At 57.0% G+C, this 19,867-nt stretch carries 12 protein-coding genes and 1 other RNA gene; 11 read left to right on the top strand and 2 right to left on the bottom strand.

Annotated elements, in window-relative coordinates:
* The first annotated feature begins 139 nt into the window (after positions 1-139).
* The 5 genes from WC600_10985 (at position 140) to WC600_10965 (ending at position 12,347) form a co-directional block, all read left to right on the top strand.
* Positions 140-5,467, top strand: a complete 5,328-nt coding sequence (locus WC600_10985) for an autotransporter domain-containing protein (GenBank protein MFA4903253.1) — start codon at positions 140-142, stop codon at positions 5,465-5,467.
* A gap of 387 nt (positions 5,468-5,854) precedes the next feature.
* Positions 5,855-7,210, top strand: a complete 1,356-nt coding sequence (locus WC600_10980) for a CHASE3 domain-containing protein (protein ID MFA4903252.1) — start codon at positions 5,855-5,857, stop codon at positions 7,208-7,210.
* Positions 7,200-7,847, top strand: coding sequence for a response regulator transcription factor (locus WC600_10975; protein MFA4903251.1), 648 nt, complete (start codon positions 7,200-7,202; stop codon positions 7,845-7,847). Before WC600_10980 ends, WC600_10975 begins: the two co-directional genes overlap by 11 nt.
* 158 nt (positions 7,848-8,005) lie before the next feature.
* The gene (locus tag WC600_10970) at positions 8,006-9,376 is read left to right on the top strand and encodes a glycosyltransferase (protein MFA4903250.1); all 1,371 of its coding nucleotides are present in this window, start codon (positions 8,006-8,008) and stop codon (positions 9,374-9,376) included.
* A 1,705-nt stretch (positions 9,377-11,081) separates the two neighbouring features.
* Entirely contained in the window at positions 11,082-12,347 is a 1,266-nt protein-coding gene (locus WC600_10965; protein MFA4903249.1) for a DUF3596 domain-containing protein, read from the top strand.
* 76 nt (positions 12,348-12,423) lie between these two features.
* On the opposite strand, the gene ssrA is transcribed toward WC600_10965, so the two are convergent.
* Positions 12,424-12,772: a transfer-messenger RNA gene (ssrA, locus tag WC600_10960) on the bottom strand.
* A gap of 95 nt (positions 12,773-12,867) precedes the next feature.
* Entirely contained in the window at positions 12,868-13,506 is a 639-nt protein-coding gene (locus WC600_10955) for a DUF3786 domain-containing protein (protein MFA4903248.1), read from the bottom strand.
* A gap of 324 nt (positions 13,507-13,830) precedes the next feature.
* On the opposite strand from WC600_10955, the gene WC600_10950 reads away from it, so the two are divergent.
* The 6 genes from WC600_10950 (at position 13,831) to aroA (ending at position 19,865) form a co-directional block, all read left to right on the top strand.
* Positions 13,831-14,676, top strand: coding sequence for a 2-amino-3,7-dideoxy-D-threo-hept-6-ulosonate synthase (locus WC600_10950; GenBank protein ID MFA4903247.1), 846 nt, complete (start codon positions 13,831-13,833; stop codon positions 14,674-14,676).
* Between the two features lie 13 nt (positions 14,677-14,689).
* Positions 14,690-15,682 (top strand): 3-dehydroquinate synthase II, encoded by a 993-nt coding sequence (locus WC600_10945; GenBank protein ID MFA4903246.1) that lies wholly within the window; start codon positions 14,690-14,692, stop codon positions 15,680-15,682.
* A 2-nt stretch (positions 15,683-15,684) separates the two neighbouring features.
* Positions 15,685-16,770 carry a prephenate dehydratase gene (pheA, locus tag WC600_10940; protein MFA4903245.1) on the top strand — a complete coding sequence of 362 codons (1,086 nt, stop codon included), beginning with the start codon at positions 15,685-15,687 and terminating at the stop codon, positions 16,768-16,770.
* Positions 16,771-16,853: 83 nt separating this feature from the next.
* Complete coding sequence (aroD, locus tag WC600_10935) at positions 16,854-17,576, top strand: type I 3-dehydroquinate dehydratase (protein ID MFA4903244.1); 723 nt, start codon at positions 16,854-16,856, stop codon at positions 17,574-17,576.
* 99 nt (positions 17,577-17,675) lie between these two features.
* On the top strand, positions 17,676-18,509 hold the full coding sequence (locus WC600_10930) for a shikimate dehydrogenase (protein MFA4903243.1): 834 nt from the start codon (positions 17,676-17,678) through the stop codon (positions 18,507-18,509).
* A 90-nt stretch (positions 18,510-18,599) separates the two neighbouring features.
* Positions 18,600-19,865, top strand: coding sequence for a 3-phosphoshikimate 1-carboxyvinyltransferase (gene aroA / locus WC600_10925; GenBank protein MFA4903242.1), 1,266 nt, complete (start codon positions 18,600-18,602; stop codon positions 19,863-19,865).
* The last annotated feature ends 2 nt before the right edge of the window (positions 19,866-19,867 follow it).

The following is a 19,867-nucleotide window of genomic DNA, read 5'->3' as shown; positions in this document are numbered from 1 at the left end:
AATTCCGGTTAATATGCCTGCGATGTCCTGGAAAGGTGTTCAGTCCTGCAAGATTGGGCGTATTATTTTTAGAGCTGTTACTTATCTGTTGATAACCACAATTCTCGGTATCAGCTATTCATCTGCCCACGCACAAACCGTGACTCCGGATTTGGTTTTTTCCACCTATCTGGGAGGAGCGGCTGGCTCCAGTCCGCTTACCTTCGGCCAAAACGCCGCTTGCGACGCACTGGGGAATATCTATGTGACCGGCGCCACCCAGGTCTCAAACCTTCCCGTACTGAACGCCTATCAACCGACCCCGGCGCCAGGCAGCACGGAGTCGGCGTTCGTGGCGAAGTACAATCCTGCCGGCCAGCTGCTTTGGTGCACCTACCTGGGTGGTAACAATCAAAGCATGGGCATTGGGGTGGCTGCCACGCCGAACGGCGGCGTGGCGGTCACCGGCATTACCACTTCAGATGCCTCGGGACCGTTCCCCACCACCCTGAACGCGTTTCAGTCGAAGAACAACGGGCAATCGGATTACTTCGTGACCGTATTTGATGCGAAAGGCAAACTGCAATACTCGACGTACCTGGGTGGGAGCAACGTGGAGGGAGCGGTGGGGGGAACGTCAGGGCAGATCATTTTTAACGACGATAGCAACAACGGCAACTGTGTCGCGGTGGATGCGAACGGTCGGGTCTATGTTGGCGGCATAACCACTTCCGGTGGCGGCAGTGGGGCGATCAAATTCCCAGTGACGGACAAAACCGCCCTCCAGAAAGATTTTGCCGGTTCAAGGGATGCCTCCCTGAGCATCCTCGATCCTTCCAAGAGCGGCGCCGCCTCGTTGGTTTACTCCAGCTTTCTGGGCGGGGACCGCGATAACCAGGGGCACAGCGTCGCGGTGGACCCCTCCGGCCGCTACATTGCCGTGGGCGGCTTTACCACCTCTTCGAACTTCCCCACCACCAGCAACGCCTACCGGAGTACTGCCCCTTCCGGTGGCTTTGGCCCCAATTCAAGCAACGGCTTTATCACCCAATTCCAATCAAGCCAGCCCGGCTCCCCGTCCTCCACATACACCATGCGCTACTCCACCTACCTGGGGGCAAACTCGAGCACCGCCCGAGATGACGTCTACGGCATGACCATGACGCCATCGGGGCTCATCGTGGCCACAGGCCGGACGCAGTCATCAGGCTTTCCGATGACCACGGGAGGCCCCACCATCTTCAATTCCGCCCCCTATCTCAAGGAGGGAAAGTCTGGAGATGAGCCCTACCTCGTGAAGATCAACCCTTCCTTGAATGGCACCGCTTCCCTCGTCTACTCCACTTTCCTGGGAGGCGGATCGGCCAGCGGAAAGTGGGGCAGTTGGAGCACCAGCGTGGCCGTCGATGCGCGGGGCGCGATCTATGTAGGCGGGGAGACCGACGCCCAGGGCGCCCTATATGATCCTTCCGACCTGACGGCGCCCCAGACCTTTCCTTACACCCGCAACGCGTTTCTCCAGGCGCCCCAGGGGAGCGAAGATGCCATGCTCATGCAAATCAACCCAAGCGGCGACTCCCTGGACTACTCTACCTACCTCGGCGGGGCACTCAGTGACCGCACCTACGGACTGGCCGTCGATCCCGACGGCAACCTCGTCCTGACAGGTCTCACCTTTTCCAGCGATTTTCCGTTACAAAATCCGGCACAAACCTGGCCGGGCAACGCCAATTATCAAAACGCCTTTGTGACCAAATTCTCGCCATTATACGCTCCTTCTAATTTGATAATAGACGACGGCGCCACCTATCCGGTGACCGGAGACATCACCTATGATAATGAATATATCGGCCAGAACAGCACCGGCACGCTGACCCAGGGGGGCTTCACCAACACGGTGAACAATAATCTTAAATTAGGCCAAAACGCCGGGGCCAGCGGCACCTATAACTTGAGCGACGGCAGCCTGTCGGTGGGCGGCAATGAATACATCGGCTACTCCGGCACCGGCACCTTCACCCAAACCGGCGGCACTCACACGGTGACCAGTATCCTGATGCTGGCGGCCAATGCCGGTAGCAGCGGCACCTACTCGCTGAGCGGCGGCAGCCTCTCGGTGGAAGGCTATGGAGCCGTGGGCTACTCCGGCACTGGGACCTTTACCCAGAGCGGGGGCACCCATTCGGTGACCGCCCTGTATCTGGGCATCGATGCCGGGGCCAGCGGTTCCTTTACCCTAAGCGACGGCAGCCTCTCGGTGGGAGGCAATGAATACATCGGCTACTCCGGCACCGGCAGTTTCACCCAGTCCGGCGGTACCCATACGGTAGGCAGTAACTTCTTCTTTGGTGCCTGGGGCGGCACCGGCTCCTACGATCTCAGTGGCGGCAGCCTCTCGGCCGGGACCATGACCCTGAACTCCGGGAGTACCTTCACCCAGACCGCCGGCACCCTGGATTTCACAGAATTTAACCAAAGCAGTGGTACCAGCATTTTCACGGATCTTTATCTGGGGAGAAACGCTGACAGCAGCAGCACCTTTAACCTGGGCGGCGGCGGCGTTACTGCGGACAATGAATACGTGGGCAACTCCGGCACCGGAACCTTCACGCAGAGCGGCGGTACCAACACCGTGAATGGCAACCTGATCCTGGCGGTCAATGCAGGCAGCAGTGGCACTTATAACCTCCAGGGAGGTGGCTTGACGGCCGGAACCATTATCGTGAACTCCGGAGGTCTCTTCAACCAGACCGGAGGCACCTTGAATGCGCCCATAACTCTTGCCGGCGGCACTGTAGCGGCGGGCACAGACAACGGCTTGGGGAACCAAACCTTGACCATCAACAGCGGCACGCTACAAGCAGCCACTGGCACGACACCCACCTTGGGCAACCCTATCAGCGTCGGGGGGGATTTCACCCTGGGTGGCGCCAACAATCTCACCCTCAGCGGCGCAGTGGGCCTGGGCGGCGCCACCCGCACCCTTACTGTGACCAACTCTGGCAATACCACCCTATCGGGCATCATCAGCAACGGTGGCCTCAATATTAACAATACCGCCGGCGCCCTGACCTTGTCCGGGGTCAACACTTATACCGGCGGGACCACTCTCGCGGGCGGCACTCTGCTGACGGGCAACAACTCCGCTTTCGGCTCCGGCGCCATAGCCCTCAACGGCGGCACCATCGGGGCCAGCGCTGCGAACATTACGGTGGACAACCTTTTGACTATAGGCGGCAGCTTCAATATGGGCGGCGTAGCCGGAACTAGTATAACCCTCACAAGCGCCATGAATTTAGGGGGCAACACGCTAACGCACAACGGCGCCAGCGATGATACCTTAAAAGGCAATCTGACCAGCACGAACAGCGGCGGCAGCACCGTCACCGCCGGAACCTTGAACTTGACAGGGAACAACGGCGGCTATAGTGGGACCTCAACGGTAACGGGTGGCACTCTGAATCTGCAATGTACGGGCAGCTATGCCGGCAACAATTCGGTAAGCGGCGGCATCCTGAACTTGAACAGTGCGTCTCTCATAACTTATAGCGGGATAAATACAGTGACGGGCGGCACCTTGAATATGAGCAGCGCCGGGTCCACTTATAGCGGCGCCAGCACCCTTTCAGGTGGGACGCTGAACCTGAGCGCCGGTACCCTGTCCGGACTTTTGACCTTAAATGGCGGCACCTTCAATCTGTCAGGGACTGGGACCTATACGAACGCTGCCCCCTTGACCAATTCAGCGGACACCACGTTAAACATTGCCCCAGGTAGCACCTTGACCTTAACCGGCGGTCTGACCAACAACGGCAATACCGATGTCAATGGCAACCTAATCGGCAACCTGACCAACAATGCCGGCGGATTGGTGAATGGCTCGGGGGTCATCACCGGCACCCTGATGAACAATGGCAGGGTCAATCCCGGTAACTCTCCCGGCACCCTGAGTGTGGTGGGTAGCTATGTTCAGACCGCCTCAGGCACCTATACTGCAGAAATTGCCTCGGCTTCATCCTATGATCGCATCAACGTCACCGGCGCTCCGGGTACCGCCACTCTGGCTGGCGCTATCGCCCCTACGCTGTACGGCGGATTCAAACCCCGGGGCAACCAGGTCTTTCCCGGGGTCCTGACGGCCAGCGGCGGTATCTCCGGCGCCTTCAGCACCATCCTCAACCAGCAGTTCACCCCCACCCTGTTCTGGCAGACGCGTTACAACCCTAACAGCGTCGACCTCTGGGTGCAGCGCAATTATACCAACGCCAGTCTCAGTCTAAACTCCAACCAACTGGCGGTGGGAACCATGCTCAACAGCGTGGCCGGGGTGACTAGCGGCGACCTGGATAATGTCCTGAACGCCATCGACTATCTGCCGGATAGTGGCAGCGTACAAAATGCCTTCAAGCAGATCTCCCCGGAAAAGGCCGGGGCCCTTACCAACCTGGGGTTTGTGTCGGCTAACTTTCAGATGCGTAACCTGGCCACCCGGGCCACTAACCTGCGCTTTGTCCAGGGCGAAAATGGCGGCAGCAATCTTAATGCCGGAGGCCTAAGCTTCAATTACTCCAAGCTGGATGGGATGATGCTGGCTTACAACGGCGCCTCTCTTTCCAATCTGTTCAGCGCCAGGAAGAAGTTCCAAGCCCCGGAGAGCCGCTGGGGTCTCTATCTGGACGGCGGAGCGGCCTTTGGCAGCCAAAACTCCTCCATCAACCAGACTGGCTACAACTTTAACCTGGGTGGTATGACTTTAGGAGCCGACTACCGGCTGCAGGACAACCTTCTGGTGGGCCTGGCCACGGGGTACAGTAACACCAGTGCCGGATTCTACGGCTCCCGGGGCAGCGTGAACACCAATACCGTGCCCTTCAACGCCTACGCTGCCTATTTCCCTGGCTCCCTCTACGCCTACGGCTCGCTGGGCTATTCTCTCAACCTCTACGACCTGAACCGGGGCATCAGCTTTAACGGCATTAGCCGTAGCGCCACCAGTTCTACTACCGGCAACCAACTGAACCTGTATGGCGAGACCGGCTATGACCTGAAACTCAGCCACTTCATCCTGACGCCGTCTGCCACCCTGGCATACTCCGGCCTCTGGGTGGGCAGCTTTACGGAAACAGGGGCCGCGGCCCTGAACCTGAAGGTAGGGGCCCAAAACGCCAATTCCGTGCAAACCGGCCTGGGCGGCCGTCTCACCGTCCCCCTCCGGCTGGGCTCGGTCAAGCTGGTCCCCCAGGGCTATGCCTTCTATCAACACGAGTTCGCCAACGGTAGCCGGAACCTTAATGCCAGCCTGAGCCAGGGGAGCAGCAGCTTTAGCTTCCAGACCGACGCCGCCAAGCGGAACTTCGTCCTGGTAGGGGCGAGCGTCACTGCGGGACTGAGGAAGAATCTCTACGCCCAGGTCAACTTCAACGCCGAGGTGGGCCGGACCGGCTCCATCACCCAATTCATCAACGCCGGACTACGATATGAGTTTTAGGTGCTTACTGCTATGTTCCGACGTTATCACAGAACCAAAAACTTTCCATATCCAGAAGATACCTTCCATTTCCCCCCCCTCAACCGATAAGTCTCTCGGGTGGCAAGAACTGTTGAATAGCTATTTCACATTAAATATTTTTCTCAGAGTCTCCTGGGTTGGCTTTACTGTCATTTTCACAATATATTTATCTTGCAGATAAAACCCTTACAGCCGTTTGTCACAGGATCAGGAGCCTGAAAATTGTCTTATCTCATATGACAATGGTGTATAGTATTGAGTGAGAACGTAGCCATATCAAAGGAAATTTTGAGGAATGTAGAGTAGACAAGCATGGTTTCAGAAAGAAGGAGAAACACCGCCGCAAGAAAAAGAAATCCTTATTCCTTGGGGTCGGGAATAGGGAAAAAGCTGGTCGCGGTATGGATCACCCTGGGGGTGGCGATTTTTGCCACTGTTTACCTGGTTACTTTCCAAGAGCAGCTGCGTCTGGATCTGGACAAGTTGGCGCATATCCGGGAAACCCTTTCCCTGGTTTACGATCTGGAAAATCAACTGGCCGACGCTGAGTCTGCGGCCAGGGGTTATGTCCTCACCAAAGATGAGCAGCAGTTAGACCGATACCATGTAGCTGTCAAAAATATAGACCAAGCCTTCGCCGATCTCTATCAACTGACTGCTGATGAAGCAGGCCCCAGGAGGCTCCTGGATGAGTTGAAACCCCTCATCGAAAAACGACGGGCCTTATTCCAGAAATCCATTGGCCTGGCCCAGCAAATGGAAGGGGAGAAGGGAAGGCAGGCAGTGGCCAAGGAGGGAGCCAGGCTGCAGGACCGGATTCGGAAGGGTCTGGAAAAGCTGGAGGATCGGGAAAATAAATTGCTTAATCCCCAATGGGCCCGAGAGAAGCAGAAGACTAAGATCATTTTATGGTTCCTCTCCGGCGGGGCCTTTGCCAGTTTTTCTCTCCTTGTCCTGCTCATCTATCTCCTCAATCAGGAGATCGGCGTACGCAAAAGAGCGGAAAGCCAAGTGGCTGTTTACCAAGACAACCTGAGGTCCCTGGCTTCCTCTCTGTCCCTGGCCGAAGAGCGGGAGCGCCGGCGCCTGGCGGTCTTTCTCCACGATCAAATCGGCCATACCCTGGCCCTGGCAAACATCAAGCTGGGGGAATTACAAAAGTCCCTCCTTGGCCAGTTTCCCGGATACCCCATTGCGGAACTGGAAAAAACAGGTAGTCTTCTGGAACAAGCCATCCGGGACACCCATTCATTGACATTCAAAATCAGCTCCCCCATACTTTATGAATTGGGATTGGCTGCTGCCCTGGAATGGCTTACGGAGCAGGTCCAAAAAGACCACAGCATCTCCACCCGGCTTATTGCCGATGGCTCCACCGATCCCTTGGACGACGATGTTCGGGTTCTCCTCTTTCAGTCGGTCAATGAACTGTTGGTCAACGTCGTGAAGCACGCTCAGGCTCAGAATGTAGAGGTTTCCATCCGGCGGGAAGACGGGAATCTGAAGGTGGAGGTGGGGGATGATGGCGTGGGTTTCCAGATGCCTCAGCCGGTACCCTTCCGCCGGGAGAGGTGCGGATTTGGCCTCTTTAGCATCCGGGAGCGCTTGCGCCCTTATGGCGGGTTCCTGCAAGTGCAGTCCGAGCCCGGCGCCGGCGCCCATATCATTCTGACCGTTCCCCTGGCGAAGGATATCACCACGTATATGTCCCATGAGCACTAAAATCCTTTTGGCCGATGATCATCAGATCATGCGGGAAGGGCTCGCCGCCTTGCTGGAGCGAGAACCCGGCCTGCAAGTTGTGGGTGAGGCCGGCGACGGCCGGGCTGCGGTGCGGCTGGCCCGAGAACTCAGCCCTGACGTGGTGGTTATGGACGTCACCATGCCTGACCTCAACGGCATTGACGCCACCCGCCAGATTCTCGAGGAAAACCGGCAGATCAAGATCATCGCCCTGTCCATGCACGCCGACCGCCGCTTTGTCAAAGGCATGCTCCAGGCTGGGGCGTCGGGTTACTTGCTGAAACATTCCGCCTCTCAGGAACTTATCAAGGCCATTAAACTGGTCATAGTCAACCAGGTCTACCTGAGCCCGGAGGTGGCCGGAGTGGTGGTTGAAGACTATACTTCTCCGGCCCTCGACAACTCCGCTTTTGCGGTGTTGACTCCCCGGGAACGGGAAGTCTTACAGCTCTTCGCCGAAGGCAAGAACCCCCGGCAGATTGCCGCCACCCTACATCTGGGCCTCAAAACCGTGGAAGCCTACCGCCGCCAGATCATGGAGAAGCTGGATTTCCAAAGCTTCGCCGAACTCATCAAATACGCCCTCCGGGAAGGACTCACTTCCCTGGACTCCTGACCCTCCTTTGGAGCCTCTTTTCTCCTCCATCGGCTTATTAAATAACCTCCATCGGTTTTCCTATAATTGGCGTTCGGCCAATAGTCAGGGTCCGCCCGTCCGGTCATAATTACTCCCAATCAGTTCAATCCACCCTCTGATCTTTGGGCGTATACCTTATGCAAGTATCAGCCAGCGCAGTTAAGTCCGCGGCCGACTACGGCTCTCTTTTGCCGGCCGCCAAGCGTTTAAATACAATAGATTTATTGATAAAAATCTTTGTGCCCCTGGGGCTGCTGGTTTCATTCTGGGTGGCCCTGGAAGTGGGTTTTCTGGATAGTTATCTGGCCCTGTTCACTCTACAGACCTATCAAAAGCCCTTGGCAGCAGTGGCGGCCGCCTACGGCCTGACTTTTTTAATTTTTCAGGCGGTACGCACCTTCTTCTGGTGGCGCTACCAGCCTTTTCTCCTGCCCCGGGGGCCTCTCCCCAAGGTTACGGTCATTATCCCCGCTTACAATGAGGGGGCCATGGTGGAGAAGGCCATTTATTCCGTGGCCGCATCCGATTACCCCACCGATCGGTTGGAGATTTTCTGTATTGATGACGGTTCCAAAGACGACACATGGGAATACATGCAGCGGGCCCAGTCCCGGTGTCCGGAATTGATCCGCTTAATCCGCTTTCCGGAAAACAGAGGTAAGCGGGAGGCTCTTTATATCGGTTTTACCATGGGGACCGGGGAATATTTCGTCACCGTGGACTCGGACAGCGTCATTGAACCAGCTACCTTGAAACATATTGTGGCACCTCTCCTCCACGACGCCAAGATCGGGGGAGTGGCCGGCAACATCAAGGTTTACAACCGCTCGGTCAACCTGATTACCCGGATGCTGTGGGTCCGTTTTGTCCTGGCTTTTGATTTCCTGCGGGCCTCCCAATCCGGCTACCGCTTTGTTTTCTACACTCCCGGGGCTTTGTCCGCCTACCGCCGGGAAGCGATCTTGCCCATTTTGGAAGAGTGGCGCCGCCAGACCTTCCTGGGCGCCCCCTGCACCATCGGCGAAGACCGGGCCTTTACCAACCTTATTCTCAAGCAAGGATACGACACCGTTTACCAGCGCAGCGCCGTGGTTTACACCACTGTCCCCGAGAATTACAAAGGCATGTGCCGTATGTTTCTGCGCTGGGACCGGTCCAATTTTCGGGAGTCCTACTTACAGATGACCTTCATGTTTACCCACTACCGGGAAAAGCACCGCATCCTGCCCATCGTTGACTTTTTTGTCCGAGAATTGGAATTCCCCCTCTCTTGTGTCTTTATCCCACTCATCCTGGTTGCCATCGTCATCTCCCCCTTGGTGCTGGTTAAGTTTTTGACAGCTCTGGCCCTGGTCTCTTTTATACTCACGGTTTATTACATCAGCACGGAAAGGGACATGGACTTCGTCTACGGCGTCTTCTATGCTTTTTTCGCCCTCTTTTTCGTGAAATGGATCCGTCCTTATGCGTTCCTCACTCTAAGAGACGGCCGCTGGCTCACTCGATAATGACTAACTTCCGCGTCACTCACCTTCCGATGCACAGGATACCTTCCAGTTCTAAAGCTCCGGGAGGAAAAAGAGCTGACAAATATTCACTATTGGTGGCGTCACCATTTTGAGAACGTTGTTAGATATGAAAATGCAAGATTCTGCTATAATAAGGAACTTATCACTGTGCTAAAAACTTTCCATATCCTGACATATCGTCAAAACACCATATCTCATCCATCGAGGTCTTGCGGCTATAAGGGCCAGTAAAATGACCCTAAACGGCCTCAAGAACTACTAACCCCTTGCTCTCACCATTGGTTAGCTGTTATCGTTGAAATTTGGACCGAAAAACTCATCTGATGTTGGTTATTTTTACCTCCACCATTATTATTTGAACGTACATCGCTTATCCATCCAGAAACCATAATAAAATTTCCAGGGTCGAAAATCCCAAACCCGATTTCCAGGTACCCCTCCCAACAACCTCATCCGCTGAGAAAAGAAACATCCTGCTTGGGTGCCAGGTGCGATCAGGCGGGACTCCCATGGGGCCCCCTTTTACTTCGAGCCCGCACCCCTCTTATTGTGGCTCTTTAGGGGTGACCGGGGGCGAGGATGCACTAGAACCCTGTATCTGTATGGATGCTACATACTGCAGCTATTACCGCGTCCGGATTATAACGTGGTGAGAATATCCAACCCGGCATCTACCGCAACGCCTTGCTTCTACAGCGACTCCGCTGGCTCATCCATGGGCTTCATTGTCTACGGCCGGCCCCCGATCTTCATCTGTATAGCCAGCGTGGGGCAGAACTGTTATTCATGGCCCGCTTTGGGGCGGGCCAGGGTAACTGTGTCTTTGGGTCGGTGGGGAGCGACCATCCTGCTCTGATGGAGCTGTAACCCCGAGTGAGGCGTCGCGGCCTCAGTCTTGTAGGATTCCCGGTGGGGCCGGGACAGACGGTAAACTGGCCTATGAGGTCTACGAAACCAGACACCGCCCCCCTATCTGGGTGGGCACAAGGAGGTGAGGGATATACAGAACTGATACTCGATGAGATCTGCTCTCTGGACAACCTGCGGGCCGCCTTCCGGCGGGTCGCCAAGAACAAAGGATGCCCAGGAACAGACGGCGTGACAATTGAGGAGTACGACGCCTCCCTTAAAAGTAACTTGCTCTGCCTAGCTGGACGCCTAATCTCGGGGCAATACCGGCCGCAGCCGGTTAACGGGCTTGGCTGACAAAAAAGAACTCGTTGCCAGAGAAGATGGGGCTTAAGACTTTACATAACATCAGCTTCATCCGCTAATAACTGCGAACGATGTCCCAAGGAATAATAACTTCCGGCTTTCAATATCCTGGGACTGATAGAGATAAGAGGACAATTATTGTGGAAGAATATATGACGGTGAATGAATTAGGCTCGCGGATAAAAATGTCGCCTGGAACTATACGCAATCTCGTCTGGCAGAAGAAACTCTTGAAGGATATTCATTACCTGAAACCAACACCCAGAAAGCTTTTATTCATTTGGAGTGCAGTGGAGTCATGGCTTCGTGGCGACCATATTGGAGTCCAGGAAACCAACCTGGGTAACGATAACTGTTTGATCGTAATTCAAGACCGGGCATTTGACACCAGCCCTCGATCCGTGGTAACCAGGAAATGGTGACATCTGGACAGATGGGAGGTGATTGGAAGGGCGGAGAGGACTGACACATGCAACAGGCTAAAGTAATCGACTTTCCCAAGACGTCTAAACAGGAAACGAGGACCAGGGGTCGGCTTAATGCCGGGAAATCCGGTCGGGTTTACGCCCGGGGGGACAGACTCTGGGTGGACTTCTACTATCTGGGGGACCGAGTTCGGGAGCCTTCCGGGCTGGATGACAACCCTACGAACCGTTTGCGCTTGCGAAAAATGCTGGACCTCATTGTCTCCCAAATCGAAAACGGGGTATTTGAATTCGGGAAAAGTTTCCCTCACAACAGCAAGATGGACCACTTCACCAGGTTGGAGGGCAAGACCTTTCGGAGAGCCCCAAAGGACATCATCTTTGGTGATTATGTGGAGCAATGGTGGCCGGAGATGAGCCCTGGCATGAGCGCCAGTTTAGTTAGAGATTACACCAGCATACTCAGGAGCCACCTCTTGCCTTACTTCGGGAAGTCGGCGTTTAGCGAGTTCCGGCCAGTGCTCATGAAGAAGTTTCTGTCGCACCTGCGGACTAAAAAGTCGCCAGGAGGCAGTCCCCTGACTGCTAAGAGGATCCACAATATCCTGATACCCTTGCGGGTGATTTTCAAGGATGCCTGTGGCGAGTTTGACTGGATTGATCTGCCGGACCCTTTCCATGCGTTAAAATTGCCACAGGTGAAGAGATTGCGTATCCACCCATTCACCATGGAGGAATGGGCCAGTCTGATAGAGTTCATTCCGGCTTGGTACAGGCCATACTTCAAACTGGCGGTGCTTACGGGCATGAGGCCATCAGAGCAGGTGGCCCTGAAATGGTCAGCAGTCGATGATCGGTTTATCCATGTTGAGTTGAGCCGGGTGAGAAATCTGGAGAAGGCCGAGCTCAAAACAGCCGCCAGCAATCGCCGGATTGAAATCCGGCCATCCATGAAGAACGTGTTGGAAGAGCAACAGATTCAGCTGGCTAACCCTCAAAGCCCATATGTTTTCCTAAATATGGAGGGAAGGCCAATCCTGCAAGACAAACTCCGGGAATTGTGGATGAGGGCTATGAAGAAAAGCCAATTGCCCTATCGGCGCATGTACGAGATCCGGCATACTTTTACATCCTGGGCCTTGGCGGCAGGAGAAACCCCGGAGTGGGTAGCCCGAACCCTGGGCCATGTAACCACGGCGATGATCTACAAAACTTATGGCCGCTACATTCCTAACTTGACCAGGCAGGATGGTTCGGCGCTGGAAGGTTTGTTGGCAGGAACTGCAAATGAAAAAGGCAACCCGGAATAGGCACAATCACAGACACAATGGCCAAATTCCGGGTCGCCTTGATGAGATAAATACTTGAATTTTCTAACTAATTAATTGGTGGAGGCGGCGGGAGTCGAACCCGCGTCCGCCAATAGTCCCTGGAAGCTTCTACATGCGTAGCCAATGTTTTAGTTTCGCCCCAAGAAGGCTTCCACCGGCAGAATCCTTAGAGGCTAGCCCACCTTAAATTTTCGTCCGCCAACCCATGGGCCTTGTTGGCGGCTTCGCCAGGATACCGTCATCTGGGGCCCTCTCCCGGCATCGAGCCTCAGATGCTAGCCTTAAGCGGCTAGAGCGTAGCTGTAGTTGTCAGCAATTGTGGTTTTCCTACCCGTTTTACGAGCGGACAGGACCTCGGCATGCAACTCACAGTTCCCTATTTACGTCGAAGCCGTTACGCCCCCTAAATTAAATTATAACCATTATTTAGGATTTCGCAAGTATCGTTTCTAGCGCTCATCCTGGCTGGCAAGACCTGGGGCTATAGTCTCTCGTTGATTTACCCCTTTTGTTGAAACTGCCGGGCCGCTCCCATCAACCGGTACACTGAGGCGCCCGCGAGCGCCGCGACATCTTCGGTTGGAAAATAGCCGGGGATGGTTGCATCGAAAAGGATATTGGCTTCGGAGGGAAACTCTTCATCACCGCCCCAGAGAACGTGGGTAATAGGCACACGGGGAAAGGCCAGAAATGAGGCCGCGGCATCGCCCAATGGCTGGGGTTGGCCTCCCAGACTCACCGCCACCTTGAGGTAGAGCTTCAAGTCAAGGCCGAAGGTCTCCAACAGCGGCTTTTTGGCCCGGGAGACGAAGGCCGACCAATAAAATCCGCCTTCCGGGACCTCACGGAAATCGATGACCCGGCCGGCAAGCGGCTCTCCCGAGGCGTGCAGCAAGTAGTGCAAGACGAGGATCTGCTCCGGGAGCGAAATCTCTCCCGGGCCGGTGCCAGGGGTTACACTGACCTCAGGCCAGGTAATGCGGCGCGGCTGGCCGAAATAAGGGACAACGAGGCCGTCCCGGGCGTCCTCGACAAAATATTCAGCACCGCAGCGAGCCTCCAGCCGCTTGGGATTTACTTGTTTCAACTCCGCCACCGCCAGGGCGATGGCTGCCTTATAATCATCGATGCGGGGCATACCGCCTCCTTCACTAAGATCTCTGGGTCGAGCGGGGCGGAATCGGCCGACAAGCTCTCGGCGGGGTCATTGCCCGACTTCTGAATCACTTAAATTATAGCCAAAATAATTTTTTATTGACATGGGGGCACGGATAATTTAGGGTATCAAAAGTCGAGGACTTCAAGAAAATGCAATCCATCTGGCTCCGGACCGTCGATTTTTATTTTAGCTATTATTATTTTACCGGGCCAGGAGTGCGCCTCGACTTTTAAAAGAATGTAGCCCTAAACTAAAAAATCTTTTAAAAGCCGTGGCGCAGGCGAGGCGACCACGGTTTTTTTTATGGGCCGGGGTCAAAGCCTGGCAGGCAAAGCGGCGAGGGAGGAAGACGTGGTCGGCAAACAGATTCGCTTGGAACGCATTATGAACCGGGACACCGGGCGCACCGTGATCGTCCCCATGGATCATGGCGTCACGGTAGGGCCCATCGAAGGCCTCATCGACATGAAGACCACCGTCAATGCGGTGGCCACGGGCGGGGCCAATGCCATTATCATCCACAAAGGCTTGGTAACCAGCGGCCACCGCCGCCGGGGCAAGGACGTGGGGCTGATCATTCACCTGTCGGGCTCCACCGCCCTGTCGCCCTATCCCAATGCCAAAACCCTGATATGCACCGTGGAAGAGGCCCTGAAGCTGGGCGCGGACGCCCTGTCCATTCACATCAATATAGGCAACGGCTCCGAACGGGAGATGCTGGCCGATCTGGGCCAGGTCGCCCGCGAAGCCAGGGAATGGGGCATGCCGCTCTTGGCCATGATGTACCCCCGGGGCGAAAAGATTAAGGATGAATTCGACCCTCAGGTCATCATGCACGTGGCCCGGTTGGCGGCAGAGTTGGGCGCAGACATCGTCAAGGTCTCCTACACCGGTTCGGTGGAGTCGTTCCGCAAAGTGGTGGCCGGCTGTCCGGTGCCGGTGGTCATTGCCGGCGGCCCCAAGATGAATTCCGACCGCGACATCCTGGAGATGGTGCAAGGCTCCATCGAAGCCGGGGGCGCTGGCGTCTCCATCGGGCGCAACGTCTTCCAGCATCGCAATCCTGCCCACATGGTAGGCGCCATCAGCATGCTGGTGCATGAAAACTCCGGGGTCGATGAGGCCCTGGCCTTCCTGCAAACGATGTAAAAAGGATGCGGCCATGAAAAAACTCTGGGTTAAAGTTGACCCCTGGGATAAAAAGCTCGTGACCACCGCCCTGGAAAGCGGGGCCGACGCGGTCTGGGTTCCCGAAGGCCGGACCGCAGACGTCAAGGCCTTGGGGCTCATCACCGTGGTGGCCCCGGACGGCGACCTGGTTCCGGGCATCGACGTCCAGGAGGTCACCATCTTGAGCACCGCGGACGAGGCCGAGGTCATCCGCCTGGCCCGCCAGGGTCCGGTGCTGGTGCGCACTCCGGATTGGACCATCATTCCCCTGGAAAATCTGGTGGCCCAGAGCGGCAACATCTTCATGGAGGTGAGCGACAAAGACACGGCCCTCACCGCCCTGGGAGTCCTGGAAAAAGGGGTGGACGGCCTGGTGGTCTCCGCTGCCACCCCAGCGGTGGTCAAAGAGATCGCCCGCCTGGTAAAAGATGTCTCGCCGCCGGTGGCCTTAACCGCAGCCCGCATCACCGAACTTAAGCCCCTGGGGATGGGCGACCGGGTCTGCGTGGATACCTGCAGCAACATGGGGCCGGGCGAAGGCATGCTGGTGGGCAACTCTTCCGGGGGCCTGTTCCTGGTGCACGCCGAATCCCTGGAAAATCCTTATGTCGCTCCCCGGCCCTTCCGGGTCAACGCCGGACCTGTGCATGCCTATATTCGGGTTCCCGGCGATAAGACCCGGTATCTGGGGGAGCTTAAGGCCGGAGACGAAGTCCTCCTGATTAATCACCAGGGGCGTAGCTCCCCGGCGGTGGTGGGCCGGGTCAAGGTGGAACGCCGTCCCCTGATGCTGGTGCAGGCTGAGGCAAACGGCCGGGAGATTGGCACCATCTTGCAAAATGCCGAGACCATCCGCCTCACCCGTCCTAACGGTGAGGCCGTATCCATTGTCACGCTCAAACCTGGGGACGAAATCCTGGTGGCCCTGGAAGAAACCGGCCGCCACTTTGGCCATAAAATCCAGGAAACCATCCTGGAGAAATGACTATGACGGAAAAAGAAGCCATCCGAAACCAGATCGATGCCCTGGACCAGGAACTCCTGAACCTGTTGAACCGTCGTCAAACTCTGGCCCAGACTATCGGCCAGATCAAAAACCGGGAAGGCCGGGGCACCCTGGATTTTCAACGGGAAGAAGAGGTCCTGGCCCATCTCATGCATCTGAACCCCGGCCCCTTGAGCCCCTCGGCCCTGCGCAATATCTTCCGGGAGATCATCTCCGCCGCCCGGGAAGTGCAGATGCCCTTCGGGGTGGCCTTCCTGGGTCCCGAGGCCACTTTCTCCCACCTGGCGGCCCTGAAAAAATTTGGCCGGGCCACCCGCTTTGGCCCCATGAGTACCATCCAAGAGGTCTTTGCCGAAGTGGAGAAAGGCAAATTCCAGTACGGCGTGGTGCCCATCGAAAATTCCACCGAAGGCATCGTCAATATCTCCATGGACCTCTTTGCCGAGACCGCGGTGAAGATCTGCGGCGAGATCTATCTGGAAGTTTCCCACGACCTGGTGTCCAAATCCGGGCAGCGGGCCGATATCGAAGTCATCTACACCCACCCCCAGCCCTACGCCCAGTGCCGCCGCTGGCTGGGAACGCATCTGGGTGAGATCCCCATCCTTGAGGTTGCTTCCACCGGCGTGGCGGCCCAGAAGGCGGCCAAAAATCCCAACGCCGCGGCTATCGCCAGCGCCTTCGCGGCGCCCCTTTATGACCTGCGCGTGGTGGAATCCCGCATCGAAGACAACCCCGGCAACGTCACCCACTTTTTTGTTATCGGCTCCGACGCTCCGGGACCCACCGGCAAAGACAAGACCTCCATCCTCTTTGCCGTGGACAATATCCCCGGGGCCCTTTATAAAACCCTGCGCCCCCTGGCGGAACGGGAACTCAACATGACCCGCATCGTCTCCCGCCCCGCCAGAAATGAAGCCTGGCGTTATCTCTTCTTTGTGGATGTGGACGGCCATACCACCGAACCCCAGGTGGGCCAGGCCCTGGAAGAAGTCGAAGCCATCAGCGCCCACTTCAAACTCCTGGGCTCCTTCCCCCGGGCCGCGGGCGTGGAGAACTTAAGTTGATGGTTTTTCGTTTTTGGTTTTTGGTTTTTGGTAAAAGAATAAAAAGTGAGGTTTTTGGGGAAATTTTTTAAGTAAACATTTTGATGATGGCAGGAGAACGAAAAACGAAAAACGAAAAACGAAAAACGCCCTTACGCATCTGCGTGCCGGTGGTGGAGGCCACGGTCAACCGCGCCCGGGGCAAATATCAGCGGGCTGCGCGTAAGGGCTTGTGGACCGAGGTGCGCTTGGACTACCTGGAAGAGGTCAACCCGAACTTACAAAAACTCTTCCGAACCTTACCGGGACCGGTGATCGCCACCAACCGCCTAGCCACCGAAGGTGGCCGCTGGCAGGGCGACGAGGCGAACCGCCTTAAGCTCCTTACAGATGCCCTGGCGTTGGGGGTGACCTGCCTGGATGTGGAACTGGCCACAGACGCTAGCTTTCGCCGGGAGCTGGCGGCCAGGCGGAATAAAACCAAACTCATCCTGTCCTGGCACGATTTTACCGGCACCCCGGACTCTGCCCGGCTGGAGGCCGTGCTGGCGGAGATGATCGCCTCCGATACGGACATCATCAAACTGGTCACCCTGGCACGGCAGCCGGAGGACAACGTCCGCCTGCTGTCGCTCATCCCCAAAGCCCAAGCGCAGGGCAAAGAAATCATCGCCTTTTGCATGGGCCCCTTGGGAAAATGGTCCCGGCTGGCAGCTATCCTCATGGGGAGCTTTCTCGCCTTCGCGCCTTTTAGCAAATCAGGGGCCTCGGCCCCGGGCCAGCTTACAGTAAATGACCTGAAAAAGGTGTGGAGAACGCTGAAATAGGTCCTATCCTTTGAGAATCTGGCCTCCAAATGTAGGGGCAGGTTTTAAACCCGCCCCTACAGAATGCTCATCATTATGTTTAAATTTGGTTGATCTCCAATGGCTGATAGCATAAAAATCAACGGCTATACAAAAATCTTCGGCATCCTGGGCCGCCCCGTGACTCATTCGCTCAGCCCGGCCATGCACAACGCCGCGTTTGGGCACCTGGGGATCAATGCGGTCTATGTGGCCTTCCCGGTGACCGACCTGCCCCAAGCCGTGGCGGGCCTGCGAGGCCTGGCTATCGGCGGGGTGAGCGTCACCATCCCCTTCAAGGAAGAAGTCATCCCCCTGATCGATGCCTTGGACCCCCAGGCCGCCCAAATCGGCGCGGTGAACACCGTGGTCAACCGGGACGGCCGCCTCACCGGGTATAATACCGACTGGCTGGGGGCGGTGACGGCGCTCCAAGCCCGAACCAATCTTGCCGGCCAACACGTCCTCATCCTGGGGGCCGGAGGGGCCTCCCGGGCCATCGCCTTCGGCATTATCCGGGCAGGCGGACGGGTCACCCTGACGGACGTGGACCAGGCTCGCGCTAGCGCGTTAGTCAAAGACTTAGGCGCTGAGGCGATTCCTCCAGACGCCGTCGACCGCTGCCCCGCCACCATTCTGGTAAACGCCACCCCTGTAGGCATGACCCCGGATATTGACGGCATTCCAATCAATCCAGAGCTTTTGTCGGGCTTCCAGGTAGTCATGGATATAGTCTATCAACCCCTTACGACACGTCTTTTAAAAGAAGCCCTGGCCCGGAGCTGCGCTACCATCGACGGCCTCCAGATGCTCATCCATCAGGCTACGGCCCAGTTTGAATTATGGACCGGGCAGGTGGCGCCTTTGGAGGTCATGGCACGGGCGGCTCATGCAGCCTTGGGAGCGAACGGTTAGGGGCGGGTTTTAAACCCACCCCCTGCATACAGGAAGCCATAGACCTTAACCTGCGCAAAATCCAAAAGGATTAACGATCTTGTGATACCAATGCTTCCATTTAGAGAAGTCAAACCCCACGGCCCGATAGAGGCCACCCTCACCCTCCCCGGCTCCAAGAGCTACACCCACCGGGCCTTGATGGCCGCGGCCCTGGCCACCGGGGACAGCGTGCTGGTTAATGCTCTCAAGGCGGAAGACACCGAACTCACCGCACAGGCCCTGGCCCAGTTGGGCGCAGGAATTGACTGGCAAGGAACGACCATTCAAGTGACCGGACGGGGCGGCCGCTGGCGGCGGGTAGCCGAGCCCATCTATCTGGGCAACTCCGGCACCTCCATGCGCTTCCTCACGGCCCTGGTCGCCTTAGGAGTTGGAGAGTATCGCCTCACCGGCACCGAACGCCTTTGCCAGCGTCCCCTGGGGGAGCTGCTGGACGCGCTGGGTCAGGTGGGAGTGCAGGCCAAATCAGAAAACGGCGACGGCTGCCCTCCGGTGCGCGTCACCGGCGGCCTCACCGGCGGCCATGCGCGACTCTCGGGCTCCATCAGCAGCCAGTATCTCTCGGCCCTGCTGTTCATCGGCCCCCTGGCGCCCTCCGGCCTCGAAATTGAAATCACCGGCGACCTGGTCTCCAAGCCTTATGTGGACCTGACCCTGGAAGTCCTGAGCGACTTCGGCATCTCCTATTACCGGCAGGGCCATCAATTTTTTCAACTCCCTGGTGGCCAGTGCTATCTCCCCCAGAACTATGTGATTGAGGCCGACGCTTCCAGCGCCTCCTATTTCTGGGCCGCGGCGGCCCTCACCCGAGGGCGCGTCACCATCACCAATCTGAGCCTGGAGTCCAGCCAGGGCGACGCGGCCTTTCCCCACGTGCTGGAGCGCCTCGGCTGCACCCTAAGCGAATCTCCCCAGGGACTCACCCTCCAAGGCGGCCCCTTGCAGGGCATAGCCGTTGACATGGCGACCATGCCGGATCTGGTCCCCACCCTGGCAGTGCTGGCGGCCTTCGCCCGGGGCGAAACGGTCATCACCGGGGTAGCCCACCTGCGCCACAAGGAGTCGGACCGCCTGGCGGCAGTGGCGACGGAACTGACCAAGCTGGGTATCGAGGCTAAAGAGACCGCGGACGGCCTGAGCATCCGAGGCGGCGAACCCCGGGGCGACGTCATTGAAACCTATAACGACCATCGCATCGCCATGAGCTTTGCGGTGGCCGGCCTCAAGGCCCCGGGCATGGTGATCACCGACCCGGACTGCGTGGCCAAGTCCTTCCCGGACTTCTGGAAATTTTTTGAACGCCTTTACGCCTAAAA

Source organism: Desulfobaccales bacterium, assembly GCA_041648175.1.
In the GTDB taxonomy this organism is placed as follows: Bacteria; Desulfobacterota; Desulfobaccia; order Desulfobaccales; family 0-14-0-80-60-11; genus 0-14-0-80-60-11.
This window is presented reverse-complemented; position numbering and strand designations above follow the sequence as displayed.